The sequence below is a fragment of the Streptomyces sp. JHA26 genome, assembly GCF_002005565.1.
In the GTDB taxonomy this organism is placed as follows: Bacteria; Actinomycetota; Actinomycetes; order Streptomycetales; family Streptomycetaceae; genus Streptomyces.
Genome location: NZ_BDJC01000001.1, coordinates 13,616 through 30,051 on the forward strand (window position 1 = coordinate 13,616; position 16,436 = coordinate 30,051).

General features: G+C 74.5%; 14 protein-coding genes. 6 read left to right on the forward strand and 8 right to left on the reverse strand.

The window, feature by feature from the left end:
• Positions 1-15 precede the first annotated feature (15 nt).
• Genes nirD through JHAT_RS00055 form a run of 3 tightly spaced genes read right to left on the reverse strand, consistent with a single transcriptional unit; the run spans position 16 to position 4,222 of the window.
• Positions 16-396, reverse strand: coding sequence for a nitrite reductase small subunit NirD (gene nirD / locus JHAT_RS00045; protein WP_171990671.1), 381 nt, complete (start codon positions 394-396; stop codon positions 16-18).
• Complete coding sequence (nirB, locus tag JHAT_RS00050; protein WP_077795902.1) at positions 393-3,005, reverse strand: nitrite reductase large subunit NirB; 2,613 nt, start codon at positions 3,003-3,005, stop codon at positions 393-395. The genes nirD and nirB overlap by 4 nt, the downstream gene beginning before the upstream one ends.
• Positions 3,005-4,222, reverse strand: coding sequence for an NAD(P)/FAD-dependent oxidoreductase (locus JHAT_RS00055; protein ID WP_077795903.1), 1,218 nt, complete (start codon positions 4,220-4,222; stop codon positions 3,005-3,007). Before JHAT_RS00055 ends, nirB begins: the two co-directional genes overlap by 1 nt.
• Positions 4,223-4,420: 198 nt before the next feature.
• On the opposite strand from JHAT_RS00055, the gene JHAT_RS00060 reads away from it, so the two are divergent.
• On the forward strand, positions 4,421-5,203 hold the full coding sequence (locus JHAT_RS00060; RefSeq protein ID WP_077795904.1) for a TSUP family transporter: 783 nt from the start codon (positions 4,421-4,423) through the stop codon (positions 5,201-5,203).
• An 85-nt stretch (positions 5,204-5,288) separates the two neighbouring features.
• Here JHAT_RS00060 and JHAT_RS00065 read toward each other — a convergent pair whose 3' ends face one another.
• Together JHAT_RS00065 and JHAT_RS00070 are read right to left on the reverse strand one after the other, a co-directional pair.
• Positions 5,289-5,909, reverse strand: coding sequence for a class F sortase (locus tag JHAT_RS00065; protein ID WP_077796125.1), 621 nt, complete (start codon positions 5,907-5,909; stop codon positions 5,289-5,291).
• Positions 5,910-6,019: 110 nt separating this feature from the next.
• Positions 6,020-6,550 carry a hypothetical protein gene (locus JHAT_RS00070; protein ID WP_077795905.1) on the reverse strand — a complete coding sequence of 177 codons (531 nt, stop codon included), beginning with the start codon at positions 6,548-6,550 and terminating at the stop codon, positions 6,020-6,022.
• Between the two features lie 293 nt (positions 6,551-6,843).
• Between JHAT_RS00070 and JHAT_RS00075 the strand changes: the two genes are divergently transcribed.
• On the forward strand, positions 6,844-7,500 hold the full coding sequence (locus JHAT_RS00075) for an NADPH-dependent FMN reductase (protein ID WP_077796126.1): 657 nt from the start codon (positions 6,844-6,846) through the stop codon (positions 7,498-7,500).
• 85 nt (positions 7,501-7,585) lie between these two features.
• Here the strand turns inward: JHAT_RS00075 and JHAT_RS00080 are convergent, their stop codons facing one another.
• Positions 7,586-9,229, reverse strand: a complete 1,644-nt coding sequence (locus JHAT_RS00080; RefSeq protein ID WP_077795906.1) for a M4 family metallopeptidase — start codon at positions 9,227-9,229, stop codon at positions 7,586-7,588.
• Between the two features lie 113 nt (positions 9,230-9,342).
• On the opposite strand from JHAT_RS00080, the gene JHAT_RS00085 reads away from it, so the two are divergent.
• Positions 9,343-9,771 (forward strand): gamma-glutamylcyclotransferase family protein, encoded by a 429-nt coding sequence (locus JHAT_RS00085; RefSeq protein WP_077795907.1) that lies wholly within the window; start codon positions 9,343-9,345, stop codon positions 9,769-9,771.
• A gap of 10 nt (positions 9,772-9,781) precedes the next feature.
• Here the strand turns inward: JHAT_RS00085 and JHAT_RS00090 are convergent, their stop codons facing one another.
• Both JHAT_RS00090 and JHAT_RS00095 read right to left on the reverse strand, forming a co-directional pair.
• A complete protein-coding gene (locus tag JHAT_RS00090; protein WP_077795908.1) occupies positions 9,782-11,908 on the reverse strand; it encodes a molybdopterin oxidoreductase family protein in 2,127 nt (708 codons plus the stop codon).
• A gap of 126 nt (positions 11,909-12,034) precedes the next feature.
• Entirely contained in the window at positions 12,035-12,721 is a 687-nt protein-coding gene (locus JHAT_RS00095) for a vancomycin high temperature exclusion protein (RefSeq protein ID WP_077795909.1), read from the reverse strand.
• A gap of 163 nt (positions 12,722-12,884) precedes the next feature.
• Between JHAT_RS00095 and JHAT_RS00100 the strand changes: the two genes are divergently transcribed.
• From JHAT_RS00100 to JHAT_RS00110, 3 genes are all read left to right on the forward strand, one after another.
• A complete protein-coding gene (locus JHAT_RS00100) occupies positions 12,885-13,703 on the forward strand; it encodes a sirohydrochlorin chelatase (protein ID WP_077795910.1) in 819 nt (272 codons plus the stop codon).
• A 62-nt stretch (positions 13,704-13,765) separates the two neighbouring features.
• On the forward strand, positions 13,766-15,049 hold the full coding sequence (locus tag JHAT_RS00105; RefSeq protein ID WP_077795911.1) for a deoxyguanosinetriphosphate triphosphohydrolase: 1,284 nt from the start codon (positions 13,766-13,768) through the stop codon (positions 15,047-15,049).
• Positions 15,050-15,144: 95 nt separating this feature from the next.
• Positions 15,145-16,410: an NAD(P)/FAD-dependent oxidoreductase gene (locus JHAT_RS00110; protein WP_077795912.1), complete on the forward strand. Its 1,266-nt coding sequence runs from the start codon at positions 15,145-15,147 to the stop codon at positions 16,408-16,410.
• Positions 16,411-16,436: the final 26 nt, after the last annotated feature.

A 16,436-nucleotide genomic window follows, 5' to 3' on the forward strand; every position in this document is an offset into this window, starting at 1 on the left:
TCAAGAAACCTCGGCTCAGGCGGTCGTCACCTCGTACGTCGTCACCCGGACCGTCTCGTCGTCCAGGCACACCCCGGTCGCGAGGTCGAAGCGCTGCTTGAGGAGCGGGGAGGCGACGAAGGGGCGGCCGCGGTGGCTGCCGGTCAGGCCGCGGGAGAGGACCGCCGCGCCGGTGAACGGGTCGCGGTTGTCGATGGCGTACAGCCCGCCCGTCCGGTCGCGGAACAGGGCCGCCTGTCCGCCGTCCGGCAGCAGGGCCGCCACGCCGCGGCCCGGGAGCAGGGCGTCGAGGTCGCAGGCCGTGAACCAGTCGTCCGCCAGCCGCAGCCGGACCTTCAGCTCGGTCGTCTCGGGTGCCAGGGTCTGGGGTGTCAGGGTCTGGGGTGCCGGGGTCATCGCCGGGTGCTTCCTTCCAGGAGGTCGTCTTCCGAGGGGCGCCGCACGCCGATGCTCAGCAGCGGCAGGTCGGGCTTGATCTGGTCGCGCTCGGGCACGAAGCCGACGACCGGGTCGGGGGTGTCGGGTGCGTTGACGAAGGACACGAACCGGGCCAGCTTCTCGGGGTCGTTGATGGTCTCCGCCCACTCGTCCCGGTAGTGCGAGACGTGCGCGCGCATCAGGGACTCCAGCTCGTCGCAGATGCCGAGCGAGTCGTGCACCACCACGTCCCGGACGTGGTCCAGGCCGCCGGGGATGCGCTCCAGCCAGGTGGAGGTGCGCTCCAGCTTGTCGGCGGTGCGGATGTAGAACATCAGGAACCGGTCGATCAGGCGGACCAGTTCGGCGTCGGAGAGGTCCTGCGCGAGCAGGTCCGCGTGGCGCGGGGTGGCGCCGCCGTTGCCGCCGACGTACAGGTTCCAGCCGTTGGAGGTGGCGATCACCCCGAAGTCCTTCGACTGGGCCTCCGCGCACTCGCGGGCGCACCCGGACACCGCCGACTTCAGCTTGTGCGGGGACCGCAGGCCCCGGTAGCGCAGCTCCAGGTCGATCGCCATGCGCACCGAGTCCTGGACGCCGTAGCGGCACCAGGTCTGCCCCACGCAGGACTTCACCGTGCGCAGCGACTTGCCGTACGCGTGCCCCGACTCGAAGCCGGCGTCCACCAGCCGGGCCCAGATCAGCGGCAGTTGCTCGACGCGGGCGCCGAACATGTCGATGCGCTGGCCGCCGGTGATCTTCGTGTAGAGCCCGAAGTCGCGGGCGATCTCGCCGATGACGATCAGCTTCTCCGGGGCGATCTCGCCGCCGGGGATGCGGGGGACGACCGAGTACGAGCCGTTCTTCTGGAGGTTGGCCAGGAAGTGGTCGTTGGTGTCCTGGAGGGCCGCCTGCTCGCCGTCCAGGACGTAGCCGCTCGCGCCGATCGCCGGGGCGAGGGAGGCGATGATCGAGCCGACCGCCGGCTTGCAGACCTCGCAGCCGTCACCGCCCCGGGCCTCCTCGCGGCCGTGCCGGTCCAGCAGGTCCCGGTAGGAGGTGATCCGCAGGGCGAGGACGATCTCGTACAGCTCCTCGCGGGTCTGGGCGAAACAGCCGCACAGGCCCTTGTCGACCTCGACGCCGCTCGCCTCCAGCTCGGCGGTGACCAGCTGGTCCAGCACCTTGACGCAGGAGCCGCAGCCGGTGCCGGCCCTGGTGCACTTCTTCACCTCGGGCACGGTCGTGCAGGAGTGCTCCGTCACCGCGCCGCGGATCGTGCCCTTGGTGACGTTGTGGCAGGAGCAGATCACCGCGTCGTCGGGGAGGGCGGACGGGCCGAGCGGGGCGGGCGCCCCGGCGCCGGCGGGCAGCACCAGGGACTCCGGGGAGACGGGCGGGACCGAGCCGGTGAGGGCGCGCAGCGTGCCGTACGCCTCCGCGTCGCCGACCAGGATGCCGCCGAGCAGGGTGCCGTCGCGGCCGACGACCAGCTTCTTGTAGAGGCCCGCGCGGGAGTCGGAGTAGACGACGTCCAGGCAGCCCTCGGCGGTGCCGTGCGCGTCGCCGAAGGACGCCACGTCCACGCCGAGCAGTTTCAGCTTGGTGGACAGGTCGGCGCCGGTGAAGGCCGCCTCGTCCCGGGCGATGGTCGCGGCGGCCGTCTCGGCCTGCTCGTACCCCGGCGCCACCAGGCCGTACACCCGGCCGTCGGCGGCCAGCGCGCACTCGCCGATCGCGAACACGTGCGGGTCGGTGACCGTGCGGCACTGCTCGTCGACGCTGATGCCGCCGCGCTCGCCGACCGCGAGCCCGCAGTCGCGGGCCAGCTGGTCGCGGGGGCGGACACCGGCGCTGAACACCACCAGGTCGGTGGCGAGTTCGGAGCCGTCGGACAGCTTCATGCCGGTGACGGCGCCGTCGTCGCCGGTCACGATCTCCTGCGTGCCGACGCCCGTGTGGACGGACAGGCCCATCTCCTCGATGGTGCGCAGCAGCGCGGCGCCGCCGCCCTCGTCGACCTGCACCGGCATCAGGCGCGGCGCGAACTCCACGATGTGCGAGGTCAGTCCGAGCCCCTTGAGCGCGCCCGCCGCCTCCAGGCCGAGCAGTCCGCCGCCGACCACCGCGCCGGTCGTCGCGTTCTTCGCGTACTCCTCGATGGCGAGGAGGTCCTCGATCGTGCGGTAGACGAAGCAGCCCTCGGCGTCCTTGCCGGGGACCGGCGGGACGAAGGGGTAGGAGCCGGTGGCCAGGACCAGGACGTCGTAGTCGACGGTCAGCCCCGAGCGGGCGGTCACCCGGCGGGCCTCGCGGTCGATCGTCTCGGCCGGGTCGCCGACGTGCAGCTCGATGCCGTGCTCGGCGATGAAGGCCATGTCGGTCATCGACAGGTCCTCGGGGGTCCTCCCCGAGAAGTACGAGGTGAGCTGGACGCGGTCGTAGGCCGGGCGCGGCTCCTCGCACAGCACGACCACGCGGTGCGTGGCGGTCAGGCCGCGCTCGGCGAGCGCCTCCAGGAAGCGCTGGCCGACCATGCCGTGGCCGACGAGCACGAGGGTGGGGGTGGGCCCCGGGGTGGCGGTCATCAGGAGCCTCCGTCGTTGGTGAGCAGGTGGAGCAGGGGGCCGCCGTCGGAGGGGAGCGGCTCTGCTCCCTCCCAGGCGCGCGCCAGCGCGCCGACGGTGCCGAGTTCGCCGACCAGGACCCCGCCCACCAGCCGGTCGTCGCGGACGACGACCTTGCGGTAGGTGCCCCGGGTGGCGTCGGCGAGCTGCACGACGTCGTCGCCGGGGCGGGGGTCGGTCTCGCCGAACGCGGCGAGGTCGAAGGGGCTGTCCGGCCCGGTGAGGGTGAGCCGGGTCAGGGACCGGGTGCCGGTGTAGCGGGCGGCGCGGTCGCCGGCCAGCAGCGCGGCCAGCGCGCCGGCCTGTTCGAGGGCGGGCGCGGCCAGTCCGTACACCGTGCCCGCGTGCTCGGCGCAGTCGCCGACGGCGCGGATGTGCGGGTCGGAGGTGCGCAGCTCGTCGTCGACGACCACGCCCTCGGCGACGTCCAGGCCCGCCGCCCGCGCGAGACCGACCCGGGGCCTCACCCCGCAGGCGAGGACCACCAGGTCGGTGCCGAGGGCGTACCCGTCGGCCATCTCCACCGACCGCACCGCCCCGCCGACCGAGCGCACGTCCCGCACCCGGCACTCGGTGTGCACCTCCACGCCGAGGTCCTCCAGGCGGCGCCGGACGAGCGCGGAGGCGGCCGGGTCGAGCTGGCGTTCCATCAGCCGCTCGGACTGCTGGGCGAGGACGACCTGCGCACCGCGCACGGCCAGCGCGCGGGCGGCGGAGACGCCGAGCAGCCCGCCGCCGACGACGACCGCCCGCACCCCCGGCCGTACCGCCTTGGACAGGCCCAGGCAGTCGTCCATGGTGCGGAACGCGTGCACGCCCTCGGGCAGTTCGCGGCCCGGGGTGAACAGGCCGCGCAGCGGCGGCAGCACGGCGTTGGAGCCGGTGGCCAGGACCAGCGTGTCGTACGCGATCTCCGAGCCGTCGGCGCAGCGCACCGTCCGCGCGGACCGGTCGACGCCGGTGACCCGGGCGCGGACCAGCCGCGCGGGCGTCGGCAGGGCGGTCACCTCGGGGCCGAACCGTCCGGCCAGCACCTCCGCGAGCAGCACCCGGTTGTACGGGCGGTGCTCCTCGTCGCCGACCAGCAGCGCGGGCGTGCCGAGCTCACCGAGCCGCCGGGCGAGCGTCACACCCGCGAGCCCGGCGCCGATCACCACCACACGCGCGTTCGAGGTCATGGCAACGAGCCTGCGGTGCGGGTGTTACCCGACGGCATCCCCTCTGTTTCCCACGGGGAACGCTGCCCTCAGCGGGGACGGGGGAGGGGTGTGAGGGGCGCCGGGCCCACCCGGGAGGGGTGTCGGACCCACCCGGGAACCTCAGAAGTCCCTCATCTCGATGGACGGCACATCCATCCCGTCCATAGGGTCGCGAGCATGCCCGACATCTCGCTGACCACGGTCGTCCTGCTGTGCCTCGCCGCCTTCGCGGCCGGGTGGATCGACGCCGTGGTCGGCGGCGGCGGCCTCCTGCTGCTGCCGGCACTGCTGCTCGGCCTGCCCGCCGGGACCCCGGCCGCGCACGCCCTGGGCACCAACAAGGCGGTCGCCATCGTCGGCACCACGGGCGCGGCGGTGACGTACGCCCGCAAGGCGCCCGTGGACGTCCGCACGGCGGTGCGCATCGGCCTGGCGGCCCTCGCGGGGTCCTCGGGCGGGGCCTTCTTCGCCGCCGGGATGAGCACCGAGGTGCTCAAGCCCGTGATCATGGTGGTGCTGCTCGCCGTCGCGGCCTTCGTGATCCTGCGTCCCGCCTTCGGCACCGCACCGGCCGCCGGCCCGGCCACCCGCCGCCAGATCCTCGCCGCGATCGGCCTCGCGGGCCTCGGCATCGGCTTCTACGACGGCCTGATCGGTCCCGGCACCGGCACCTTCCTGGTCCTGGCGCTCACCGCCGTCCTGCACCTGGACCTGGTGACGGCCTCCGCCACCGCCAAGATCGTCAACTGCTGCACCAACGCGGGCGCCCTCGCCACCTTCGCCTGGCAGGGCGCGGTGCTGTGGCAGCTGGCCGCCCTGATGGCCGTCTTCAACCTCGGCGGCGGCATGTTCGGCGCGCACACGGCCCTCAAGAAGGGCAGCGGCTTCGTCCGCGTCGTCCTGCTGACGGTCGTCTTCGCCCTGGTGGCCGACCTGGCGTACGAGCAGTGGCTGGCCTAGGGCCACTTTCGCAACAGGCCCTAGCAGCGGCCGACCCGACGGTGGCCGACGAGGGGCGTGCACCTCGGCACGGCTCCCGGACGCCTCACCGGCTGCCGGTGAGGTGTGCGAAGACGACCACGTTCCCCCGGTAACCGGTACCGCGCGAGTAGCCGCCGCCGCAGGTGATGACCCGCAACTCGGGCCGGTCGGCCGCGCCGTACACCTTCTCGTCGGGGAAGTCCGTCGCCGCGTACACCTCCACCGCGTCCACGGTGAACACCGCGACGCCACCGTCGCGCCGGTCGACCTCGATCACGGCGCCCTTCTCCAGGGCGCCGAGCCGGTAGAAGACGGCCGGTCCCTCGGCGTTGTCGACGTGCCCGGCGACGATCGCGGTGCCCGTCTCGCCGGGCGTGGTGCCCGCCTCGTACCAGCCGGCGAGGTTCTTCTTCTCGGCGGGCGGCACGTCCAGGCTCCCCGTCGGCGTCAGTCCGAGACCGGTCAGCGGGGCGTCCACGCCGATCGCCGGGATGCGGACGCGGTCGGGCGGGGAGGGCGGCAGCGCCGGTGCGCCGGGTGCCTCGGGCGCCCGCCCCGAGCCGGCCTGCGCGGCCGACGGCTGTGGCGGGGACCCGGTCTGCGGGCCACCGCTCAGGAGGTACGCCCCCGAGCAGAGGGCGACCGCGGTGACGGCCGTTATCGCGGTGTTGCCGACCTTGTGCATGACGACCACTCTCCCTCGGGGATCCCCTGCCCCCTCCGGGCCGCGAGGGGCGTCGGACCCGGAGGGGGTGGGGAAGTGCGGTACCGGCAACGGGCAGCGGAGGGTGCCCGTCAGATCCCGTCGCCTCTCGCCCGGCGATGCAGGAGCCAGGTACCGCCCGCGGCGGCGACGGCGAGAGCCGTCACACCGGCCGCGGTCTGCACGGGATCGGGGCCAAGAGCGCCGCCGACCCCCGTCTTGACGCTTCCTCTGGGGTACACCTGCTCGCGGGCGGGGGTCAGGGTGACCACCAGGTCGCCCGTCACCCGACGGCCGCTCTCGCCGCAGGTGACGACGATCTCGTACGTCCCCGGCTGCGCGCTCGGCGGTACGTCGAACCGCCCGGTCACCTCGTCCCCCGGCGTGTCCGGCGCCAGCGGGAACCGGCCCGAGCCCACCGCGCCGGCGTCGCCCTCCGCCGAACCGTCCTCGGCGCAGGCCGAGGCGGTCACGGTGGCCTCCTCGCCCGGTACGACCGAGGAGGGGTGCACCTCCAGTCGACCGGTGGCCGCGGCGTCCTCGGCGTGCGCGGGCACGGTGGCGAGGCCCGCGGCCGTGACGGCGAGCGCGGTACCGGTCAGCAGGCGGGCGGTACGTCGCATCGGTGCTCCCTCGAGCTCTTCGGTGGCCCCTGCCCTACCGAGGAAAAGCGCACCGGACGCCCCTCGCTTGTCGAGCGCGCCCCGGCGATGGGGCGAACGGGTGTCACCGACGCGCCCGACGCGCCTGCCGGTGATCACGTCTGCGCAGGTCACCGCGGCGGTGCGGGGCGGCGGCGGAAAAGATCCGGAAGGGTGCGCGGCGCGCGTGTGAACGGGTGACCGGGGCGTGCGCGGCCGGACGCCGCGGAAGCGGGCTTGACCTCGAGCAAAGTTGAGGTACCAGGGTGTTCCGCATGACCGCAGAGATCGCAGAAACCGCAGAGACCGCAGAGATCGCAGAAACCGCAGAAGCCGCAGAGACCGCGGAGATCGCAGAGACCGCGCCCCTCCACGTGACCCTGATCGTCGGCAGCAACCGCCACGGCCGCTTCGGCCCCGTCGTCGCCGACTGGCTCCTGGACCACCTCCACGACCGCGACGACCTGGTCCCCGAGGTCGTGGACGTCGCCGGGACCGACCTGCCCACGGACCTCGCCCGGACCCCCGGGGCGACCGCCGCGCTGGCGGGCGTCACGCCCGCGCTGGCGGGCGCCGACGCGTTCGTCGTCCTCACCCCGGAGTACAACCACTCGTTCCCGGCCGGCCTGAAGAACCTCATCGACTGGCACTACCACGAGTGGCGGGCCAAGCCCGTCGGCCTCGTCTCCTACGGCGGCGTCTCCGGCGGCCTGCGCGCCGTGGAGCACCTGCGTCAGGTCTTCGCCGAACTGCACGCCGTCACCGTCCGCGACACGGTCTCCTTCCACAACGCGGGCGCGGCCTTCGACGACGCGGGCACGCTCCGGGACCCCGCCGGCCCGGACGCGGCGGCCAAGACCATGCTGGACGAACTGGTCTGGTGGGGCAGGGCGTTGCGGGAGGCGAAGCGGAAGCGCCCGTACGACGCGTGACACGCGCGGCGGCCGGCACCCCCGGGAAGGACGCCTCGGGAAGGACGCCCCGGGAAGGTGCCGGCCGCCGCCGGGTGCCGGTGGGTCAGCCCACGTTCACCGCGCTCCACGCCGCGGCCACCGCCGCGTGCTCCGCGCTGTCGGCGCCGTACAGTTCCTCGGCCGCGCTCAGGGTGGCGGCCCGCGCCCCCGCGTAGTCGGTGGACGAGGTCATGTGGACCGTCAGCGCCCGGTACCAGACGGCACCCAGCTTGTCCCGGCCGATCCCGGTCACCGTGGAGCCGTCGCAGGTGGGGGAGTCGTAGGCGACCCCGCCCACGGTCCGCGCACCGCTGCCCTCGGCCAGCAGGTACGCGAAGTGGTTCGCGACGCCGGACGAGTAGTGGACGTCGAGATTGCCGACCGAGGGGCTCCAGCAGTCCGCCGAGGTGCCGTCCCGGCTCGGCCGGTCCATGTAGCGCAGGGCGTCGCGCCCGAAGCCGGAGCGGACGACCTTCTCGCCGATCAGGTAGTCCCCGGCGTCGGCGGAGTTGCCGGCGTGCCACTCCACCAGCGTGCCGAAGATGTCGGAGGTGGCCTCGTTCAGGCCGCCGGACTCGCCCGAGTAGGTCAGCGCCGCCGTCGACGACGTCACCCCGTGCGACATCTCGTGCCCGGCGACGTCCAGCGACACCAGCGGACCGAAGGTCGTGCCGTCACCGTCGCCGTACGTCATGCAGAAGCAGGTGTCGTCCCAGAAGGCGTTGTTGTAACGGGTGCCGTAGTGCACCCGGTTGTAGGAGCCCTTGCCGTCGCCGGCGATGCCGCTGCGCCCGTGGACGTCGCGGTAGTAGTCCCAGGTCGCGTCGGTGCCGTACTGGGCGTCCACCGCGGCCGAGGCGCGGTCGGCGGCCTCGCCGGTGCCCCAGTGGTTGTCGGCGTCCGTGAACACCGTCGAGGGCGCCCGGCTGAGGCAGATGGTCAGGATGCACAGGTCGGTCTTGTTCGCCGCGTCGCCCGTGTACGTGCCGCCGCGCGTCGCGTCCTTCAGCTGGTACGCCGACCCCGACCGCGTCGTCTCCAGCGGCACCGTGCCGCCGTACAGCGACCTGCCGTCGCCCGCGGCCGACTCGATGGTGTCCCAGGCGTCGATGCGGGCGCCGGTGCCCGCGTCGGTCAGGACCGTGCGGGCGACCGGGTTGCCCAGGGAGTCCAGGGCCGCCGCGTTCGTGCGCCAGGCCAGCTTCGGGGCGCCGTGCAGGGCGTCGACGACCAGCTCGGGCTTGGCGGTGAGCCGCTTCAGCAACTCGCCCGGGTTGGCGGCGCGCAGCGCGTTCGCGGCCAGGTCGGCGGCCTTGGGCGCCGACAGCTTCGGCGTGACGGTGGGCGGGGAGACGGACGCCCGCGTCGCGCGGTCGGCACCGCGGTAGTCGCCGTCGGGGGCCAGGTGGACCACGAAGTCGCCGCCCAGGACGGGGAGTCCGCGGTAGGTGCGGTCGTAGCGGACGTGCTGGGTGCCGTCCGGGTCGACGACGACGTCGCGGACCCGCGTGTCCTGGGCGCCGGTCAGGCCCAGGGCCGTGGCGTGGTCCGCGAGGGCCGCCGCGGCGTGGTCGAGGGCGGCGGCGGGAGTGGGCCCGTCGGCCGCGCCCGCGGTGGGGGCGAGGGCGACGGCCAGGAGGGAGACGGCGGTGGCGGCGATGCTCGCCGTGGTGGGGCGGGAACCTCTGACGTGCCGTATTCGGCTCATCGAACTCCTCGGGACGGGCGCTTGGCGCGTGGGGACGCTGGTACTGACTCGGATTCAAGAGCCCGCTGTATGTCATGTCCATAGCGCTCACGTGGAGATCGTGAGGGGAGAGAATGACCCTCGTGGATGCCGAGCGACTGCCCTTCTTCGTCTACGGGACGCTCCGCCCCGGCGGCCCCTACCACGCCCGTTTCCTCGACGGCCGTACCCGGACCGAGGAACCCGCCCGTCTCACCGGCGCCACGCTGTACGCGGGCCCCGGTTACCCCTACGCCGTCGAGGCGGCGGACGGCACGGTGCGGGGCGACCTCGTCACCCCCCTGCCGGAGGCGTACGACGACCTGCTGGCCGCCCTCGACCGGCTGGAGGAGTACGTGCCGGGCGACCCGCGCAACCTCTACGACCGCGTGGCCAGGGACGTCGTCCGGGACGCCGACGGGACGCCCGTGCGCGCCTGGGTGTACGTCGCCGCCCCGCCCGTCGCCGCCCGGCTGCGGGCACGCGGCGAAGTGATCGCGAGCGGCGACTGGTGGACCCGGTGAAGGACCGCCCTCAGGGCGTCACCGTCTCCACCCGCACCGCGCACACCTTGAACTCCGGCATCCGCGAGGTCGGGTCCAGCGCCGGGTTGGTCAGGGTGTTGGCGCGGCCCTCGCCCGGCCAGTGGAAGGGCATGAACACGGTGTCGGGCCGGATGCCGGTGGTGATGCGGGCCGGTGCCACCGCCCGCCCTCGCCGGGACACGACCGCCAGCGGGTCGCCCTCGGCCGCCCCCAGCCGCGCCGCGAGCCGCGGGTGCAGCTCCACGAACGGGCCCGGCGCGGCGGCGTTCAGCTCGTCCACGCGCCGGGTCTGCGCGCCGGACTGGTACTGGGACACCACCCGCCCCGTGGTCAGCAGCACGGGGTACTCGTCGTCGGGCTCCTCGGCGCTCGGCCGGTGCGTGACGGGGACGAAGCGGGCCCGGCCGTCGTCGGTGGCGAAGCGGTCCAGGAAGAGGCGCGGGGTGCCGGGGTGGGGCCCGGTGCCGGTTCCGGTGGTGCCGGTCGCGGCGTCCGTGCCGTCGTCCGCGGGCGCCGGGCACGGCCAGAAGACGCCGTCCTCCTCCGCCAGCCGCCGGTAGCTGATCCCCGAGTAGTCCGCCGGCCCGCCCGCGCTCGCCCGGCGCAGCTCCTCGAAGACCTCCTCGGGATCGGTCGGGAACCCCTTCTCCACGCCGAGCCGCCCGGCCAGCCCGTGCAGCACCTCGAGGTCGCTGCGCACCCCGTCCGGCGGCGTGATCGCGCGCCGCCGCAGCAGCACCCGCCCCTCCAGGCTGGTCGTGGTGCCCGTCTCCTCCGCCCACTGCGTCACCGGCAGCACGACGTCCGCCAGCGCCGCCGTCTCGGAGAGCACCACGTCGGCCACGGCCAGGAAGTCCAGCGACCGCAGCCGCCCCTCGACGTGCGCCGCGCGCGGCGCCGACACCACCGGGTTGGAGCCCATCACCAGCAGCGACCTGATGTCCGTGCCCAGCGCGTCCAGCAGCTCGTAGGCGCTGCGCCCCGGCCCCGGCAGCGAGTCCGGGTCCACGCCCCACACCCCGGCGACGTGCCGCCGCGCCGCCGGGTCGGTCAGCTTGCGGTAGCCCGGCAACTGGTCGGCCTTCTGCCCGTGTTCGCGCCCGCCCTGCCCGTTGCCCTGACCGGTCAGGCAGCCGTACCCCGACAGCGGCCGCCCGGCCCGCCCGGTCGCCAGGCACAGGTTGATCCACGCGCCCACCGTGTCCGTCCCCTTGGCCTGCTGCTCGGGCCCGCGCGCGGTGAGCACCATCGCCGCCTGGGGCGCGCAGAACAGCCGCACCGCCTCCCGCAGTTCGGGAACGGACACCCCCGTGATCCGCTCCACGTACTCCGGCCAGTGCGCCATCGCCGCCGCCCGCGCCTCCTCCCAGCCCGCCGTGCGCTCCTCGACGTACCGCTCGTCGACCCGCCCCTCGGCGACGACCAGGTGCAGCATGCCCAGCGCGAGCGCGAGGTCGGTGCCCGGCCTCGGCGCCAGGTGCAGGTCGGCCTGCTCGGCGGTCTTCGTGCGGCGCGGGTCGACGACGATCAACGTGCCGCCGTTCTCCCGCAGTTCGCTGAAGTACCGCAGCGACGGCGGCATCGTCTCCGCCGGGTTCGACCCGACGAGGATCACGCACCCGGTCCTGGGGATGTCCTCCAGCGGGAACGGCAGCCCCCGGTCGAGCCCGAAGGCCCGCGTCCCGGCCGCCGCGGCCGACGACATGCAGAACCGCCCGTTGTAGTCGATCTGCGAGGTGCCCAGCACCACCCGGGCGAACTTGCCCAGCGCGTACGCCTTCTCGTTGGTCAGCCCGCCCCCGCCGAACACCCCGAGCGCGTCCGCGCCGTACTCCTCCCGCGTCCGCGCCAGCCTCCCGGCGATCCGGTCCAGCGCCTCGTCCCACGAGGCCGGCACCAGCGCGCCGCCGCCGTCCCGGACCAGCGGCGAGGTGAGGCGGACGCCCGACGAGAGCACCGCGGGCGCCGTACGGCCCTTGCCGCACAGGGCCCCCCGGTTCACCGGGAAGTCCGTGCGCTCGGTCACCTCGACGCTCCCGTCGGCGGCGGGCGTCAGATTCATCCCGCACTGCAGCGCGCAGTACGGGCAGTGCGTGGGCGTGGCGGTGTTCTGCATGCCGCCAGCGTGCGTCGCCCGTGTTACGCGACCGGGCGACCGATTGTTACACCGCCGGGACGGCGGCCTCCCCGCCGCCCTCCGGCCACGGTGAGGGGTGTGGCGAGGGGCGCGGGGAGGGCCGTGTCACCGCCCTCCGGCCAGCGCCTCGGCCACCCCCGTCTCCTTCGGCCCGAGGAAGCGCGGATCCGGCTCGAACACCGCGTCCAGCGCCGCCTTGCCCGCCGCGAGGACCTCCCGCGCGCCCCCGTAGTACCAGGTCAGGTCGTGCTCGGCGTCGACCCCGACGCCGTACGACGCCACCCCCGCCTCCTGGCACAGCGCCACGGCCCGCCGGATGTGGAAGCCCTGGCTGATCAGCACCGCCCGGTCGACCCCGAAGATCTTCTTCGCGCGGACGCAGGAGTCCCAGGTGTCGAAGCCCGCGTAGTCGCTGACGATCCGCCCGTCGGGCACGCCGTGCCGGACGAGGTACGCGCGCATGGCGTCCGGCTCGTCGTACTCCTCCCGGCTGTTGTCGCCGGTCACGAGCACCACCTCGATCCGCCCCGCGCGGTACAGCCCCGCCGCCGCGTCCAGCCGGTGCGCGAGGTACGGCGACGGCTCGCCGTCCCACAGCCCGGCACCGAAGACGACCGCGACCTCGGTGCGCGGCACGTCGGCGACGGTGCGCAGCCGGTCGTCGGCCGCCAGGTACATCCAGGTGGCCGGCAGCAGCGCCAGCACGCACCCCGCCATCACCGCCTGGACCAGCCGTCGCCGCCCGGCGCGGGTGCGCGGAAGGCGCGGTCTGCCAGGTCTCCAGCGGTGCATCGGTCGGTCCCTCCCCGGTCGTCTCCTGCTCCCGAGGACGTACGGACGCGCCGTCCGGTTCGCCGCCCGCTCACACGGGGCGGGCGGTGCCGTGTGAACCGACGGAAAATCCCCGTGACGTCCGCGCAACGGGGAGGCAACCTGCGGCCGCCACCATCGGTGCATGACGGCAACGACAGCAACGGGCAGGACGACGAGCACGGCGACCCCCGGCGGCGCCCCCGCCCTGGTCGTCGTCGCCCACGGCAGCCGCGACCCGCGCGCGCTGAGCACCGTACGGGCCCTCCTCGACCGGGTCCGCGCCCTGCGCCCCGCCCTGCCGGTGCACCTCGGGCACATCGAGCTCAACGCCCCCCTGCTCCCGGACACGCTGGCCGCCCTCGGTGACGGGGAGGCCGTCCTCGTCCCCCTCCTCCTCAGCCGCGGCCACCACGTGGGACGGGACGTCCCCGACATGGCGGCGGCCTCCCCGGCCCGTACCCGCGTGGCCGCCCCGCTCGGCCCGCACCCCCTCCTCGTGGACGCCCTCCACGACCGCCTCACCGAGGCCGGCTGGCCCGCCCGCGCCCCCCGGGACAGCGCCGTCGTCCTCGCCTCCGCGGGCTCCCGCGCCCCGGCCTCCCGCGCGGACACGGCCCGCACGGCGGCGCTCCTCGCCACCCGCCTCGGCGTCCCGGTGACGCCCGCGTACGCCTCGGCGGCCTCCCCGACGGTCCCGGACGCGATCCGCGCCCTGGCCGCCCGGGGCCACCGCCACATCGCCGTCGCCGCGAACTTCACCGCCCCGGGCCGCTTCGCCACGGAGTGCACGGCCCACGCCCCCTGGATCGCATCCGCCCCCCTGGGCACCCACCCGGCGATGGCCCATCTGCTCCTGCACCGCTACGACGAGGCACTCGGCGGAGGCGGCGGGAACGACGTGCCCCGAGGGGCGCGGGGAACCGCGCGAGCGGCCACGGCGACACCCGCACTCGCCCGGTGACCGCACCGGGCGGACGCACAGGCCCCCCCCGAGCGCCACCCCTTCCGCATACTGTTCAGGACATGGAAGGCACCACAGGCACCGCACCCCCCGCCCCGTACGACCCCGCGTCGGTGGCCCGCTGGGCCCCCGAGCCGGACAAACGCCCCGGCCGCACCGCCTTCCAGCGCGACCGCGCCCGGGTCCTGCACTCCTCAGCCCTGCGCCGCCTCGCCGGCAAGACGCAGGTCGTCACGCCCGGCGAGGGCAACCCGATGTGGGACGCCAGCCCCCGCACCCGCCTCACCCACTCCCTGGAGTGCGCCCAGGTCGGCCGCGAGCTCGGCGCCGCCCTCGGCTGCGACCCGGACCTGGTGGAGGCGGCCTGCCTCTCCCACGACCTCGGCCACCCGCCCTTCGGCCACAACGGCGAGGCCGCGCTGAACGAGTTCGCCGAGGACTGCGGCGGCTTCGAGGGCAACGCCCAGTCGCTCAGGCTGCTCACCCGCATCGAGCCCAAGCGGTTCACCGACGAGGGCTCCGTCGGCCTCAACCTCACCCGCGCCGCCCTCGACGCCGCCACCAAGTACCCCTGGTCCCGCGGCGCCCACCCCAGGGACCCGGCGTCGCCCAAGTTCGGCGTGTACGAGGACGACCTGCCCGTCTTCACGTGGCTGCGCGAGGGCGCCCCCGCCGGCCGCACCTGCTTCGAGGCGCAGGTCATGGACTGGGCCGACGACGTGGCGTACTCCGTGCACGACGTCGAGGACGGCCTGCATGCCGGTCACATCGACCCGAACTGCCTGCTCGCCGACCCCGAGCGGGAGGCGGTCTTCGACGTCGCCGTCGGCCGCTACGTCCCCGCCGGCACCGAACACGCCGAACTGGCCGCCGCCCTCGACCGCCTCCTCGCCCAGGACTGGTGGCCGCACGGCTACGACGGCTCGGCCGTCGCCCAGGCCCGTCTGAAGGACGCCACCAGCCAGCTCATCGGCCGCTTCTGCCTGGCCGCCGAGGCCGCCACCCGGGCCGCGTACGGGGGCGGACGCCTCACCCGGTACACCGCCGAGCTGGTCGTCCCCCGCGGGATCCGCATGGAGTGCGCCGTCCTCAAGGCGGTCGCCGACCGGTACGTCATGCAGCGCGCCGAGCAGGAGCGGCTCCGCGCCGACCAGCGCGTCGTCGTCGCCGGACTGGCCGAGGCGTTCACCGCCCGCGCCCCCGACGGCCTCGACCCCCAGTTCCGCGCCCTGTTCGACCGGGCCGGCGACGACAGGGCCCGCAAACGGGTGATCGTCGACCAGATCGCCTCCCTCACCGACGCCTCGGCCCGTTCGCTTCACGCCCGTCTGACGGGACATCCGTGAGACTGTCGGTGGCCTGATCGGGTCACTCCCCCTTCCCGCGCCACGCCGTGTGCGGGACGCTCGCATGTGGCGGCACCCTGACGAGGAGGCAACAAGTGGTCGACGCGGATCAGACATTCGTCATCGTCGGAGGAGGCCTGGCCGGCGCCAAGGCGGCCGAGACACTCCGCACGGAGGGGTTCACCGGCCGGGTGATCCTCATCTGCGACGAGCGCGACCACCCCTACGAGCGCCCGCCGCTGTCCAAGGGCTACCTGCTGGGCAAGGAGGAACGCGACGGCGTCTTCGTGCACGAGCCCGCCTGGTACGCGCAGCACGACATCGAGCTGCACCTCGGCCAGACCGTCGTCGCCGTCGACCGCGCCGCGAAGACCGTCCACTACGGCGACGACGGCACCCTCGCCCGGTACGACAAGCTGCTGCTGGCCACCGGCGCCGAGCCCCGCCGCCTCGACGTGCCCGGCACCGACCTCGCGGGCGTCCACCACCTGCGCCGCCTCGCCCACGCCGAGCGCCTCAAGGGCGTCCTGGCCTCCCTCGGCCGGGACAACGGCCACCTCGTGATCGCCGGCGCCGGCTGGATCGGCCTGGAGGTCGCGGCGGCGGCCCGCGAGTACGGCGCGGAGGTCACCGTCGTCGAGCCGAGCCCCACCCCGCTGCACGGCGTCCTCGGCCCCGAGCTGGGCTCCGTCTTCACCGAGCTGCACGAGGCGCACGGCGTCCGCTTCCGCTTCGGCGTGCGGCTGACCGAGATCGTCGGCCAGGACGGCATGGTGCTCGCCGCCCGCACCGACGACGGCGAGGAGCACCCCGCGCACGACGTGCTCGCCGCGATCGGCGCCGCCCCGCGCACCTCCCTCGCGCAGGCGGCCGGCCTGGAGATCGCCGACCGCGCGCACGGCGGCGGCATCGTCGTCGACGAACGGCTGCGCACCTCGGACCCCGACGTCTTCGCCGCCGGCGACGTCGCGTCCTTCCCGCACGCCCTGTTCGACACCCGCCTGCGCGTGGAGCACTGGGCCAACGCCCTCAACGGCGGCCCCGCCGCGGCCCGCGCGATGCTCGGCAAGGAGATCACCTACGACCGCGTGCCCTACTTCTTCTCCGACCAGTACGACCTCGGCATGGAGTACTCCGGCTGGGCGCCGGCCGGGTCCTACGACCAGGTGGTGATCCGCGGGGACGCGGCGAAGCGCGAGTTCATCGCCTTCTGGGTGAAGGAGGGCCGGGTGCTGGCCGGGATGAACGTGAACGTGTGGGACGTCACGGACCCGATCCAGCGGCTGATCCGCTCGGGGACCCGGGTGGACACCGAGGCCCTGGCCGACCCGCACGTCCCGCTGGAAAGCCTCGTCGTCTGAGGGCCCGCCCGCCCCGTAGAATTCAC

Excerpts from the sequence above, each read along its gene's own strand:
- nirD (WP_171990671.1), bottom strand. The coding sequence starts at position 396 with ATGACCCCGGCACCCCAGACCCTGACACCCCAGACCCTGGCACCCGAG.
- nirB (WP_077795902.1), bottom strand. The coding sequence starts at position 3,005 with ATGACCGCCACCCCGGGGCCCACCCCCACCCTCGTGCTCGTCGGCCAC.
- JHAT_RS00055 (WP_077795903.1), bottom strand. The coding sequence starts at position 4,222 with ATGACCTCGAACGCGCGTGTGGTGGTGATCGGCGCCGGGCTCGCGGGT.
- JHAT_RS00060 (WP_077795904.1), top strand. The coding sequence starts at position 4,421 with ATGCCCGACATCTCGCTGACCACGGTCGTCCTGCTGTGCCTCGCCGCC.
- JHAT_RS00065 (WP_077796125.1), bottom strand. The coding sequence starts at position 5,909 with ATGCACAAGGTCGGCAACACCGCGATAACGGCCGTCACCGCGGTCGCC.
- JHAT_RS00070 (WP_077795905.1), bottom strand. The coding sequence starts at position 6,550 with ATGCGACGTACCGCCCGCCTGCTGACCGGTACCGCGCTCGCCGTCACG.
- JHAT_RS00075 (WP_077796126.1), top strand. The coding sequence starts at position 6,844 with ATGACCGCAGAGATCGCAGAAACCGCAGAGACCGCAGAGATCGCAGAA.
- JHAT_RS00080 (WP_077795906.1), bottom strand. The coding sequence starts at position 9,229 with ATGAGCCGAATACGGCACGTCAGAGGTTCCCGCCCCACCACGGCGAGC.
- JHAT_RS00085 (WP_077795907.1), top strand. The coding sequence starts at position 9,343 with ATGACCCTCGTGGATGCCGAGCGACTGCCCTTCTTCGTCTACGGGACG.
- JHAT_RS00090 (WP_077795908.1), bottom strand. The coding sequence starts at position 11,908 with ATGCAGAACACCGCCACGCCCACGCACTGCCCGTACTGCGCGCTGCAG.
- JHAT_RS00095 (WP_077795909.1), bottom strand. The coding sequence starts at position 12,721 with ATGCACCGCTGGAGACCTGGCAGACCGCGCCTTCCGCGCACCCGCGCC.
- JHAT_RS00100 (WP_077795910.1), top strand. The coding sequence starts at position 12,885 with ATGACGGCAACGACAGCAACGGGCAGGACGACGAGCACGGCGACCCCC.
- JHAT_RS00105 (WP_077795911.1), top strand. The coding sequence starts at position 13,766 with ATGGAAGGCACCACAGGCACCGCACCCCCCGCCCCGTACGACCCCGCG.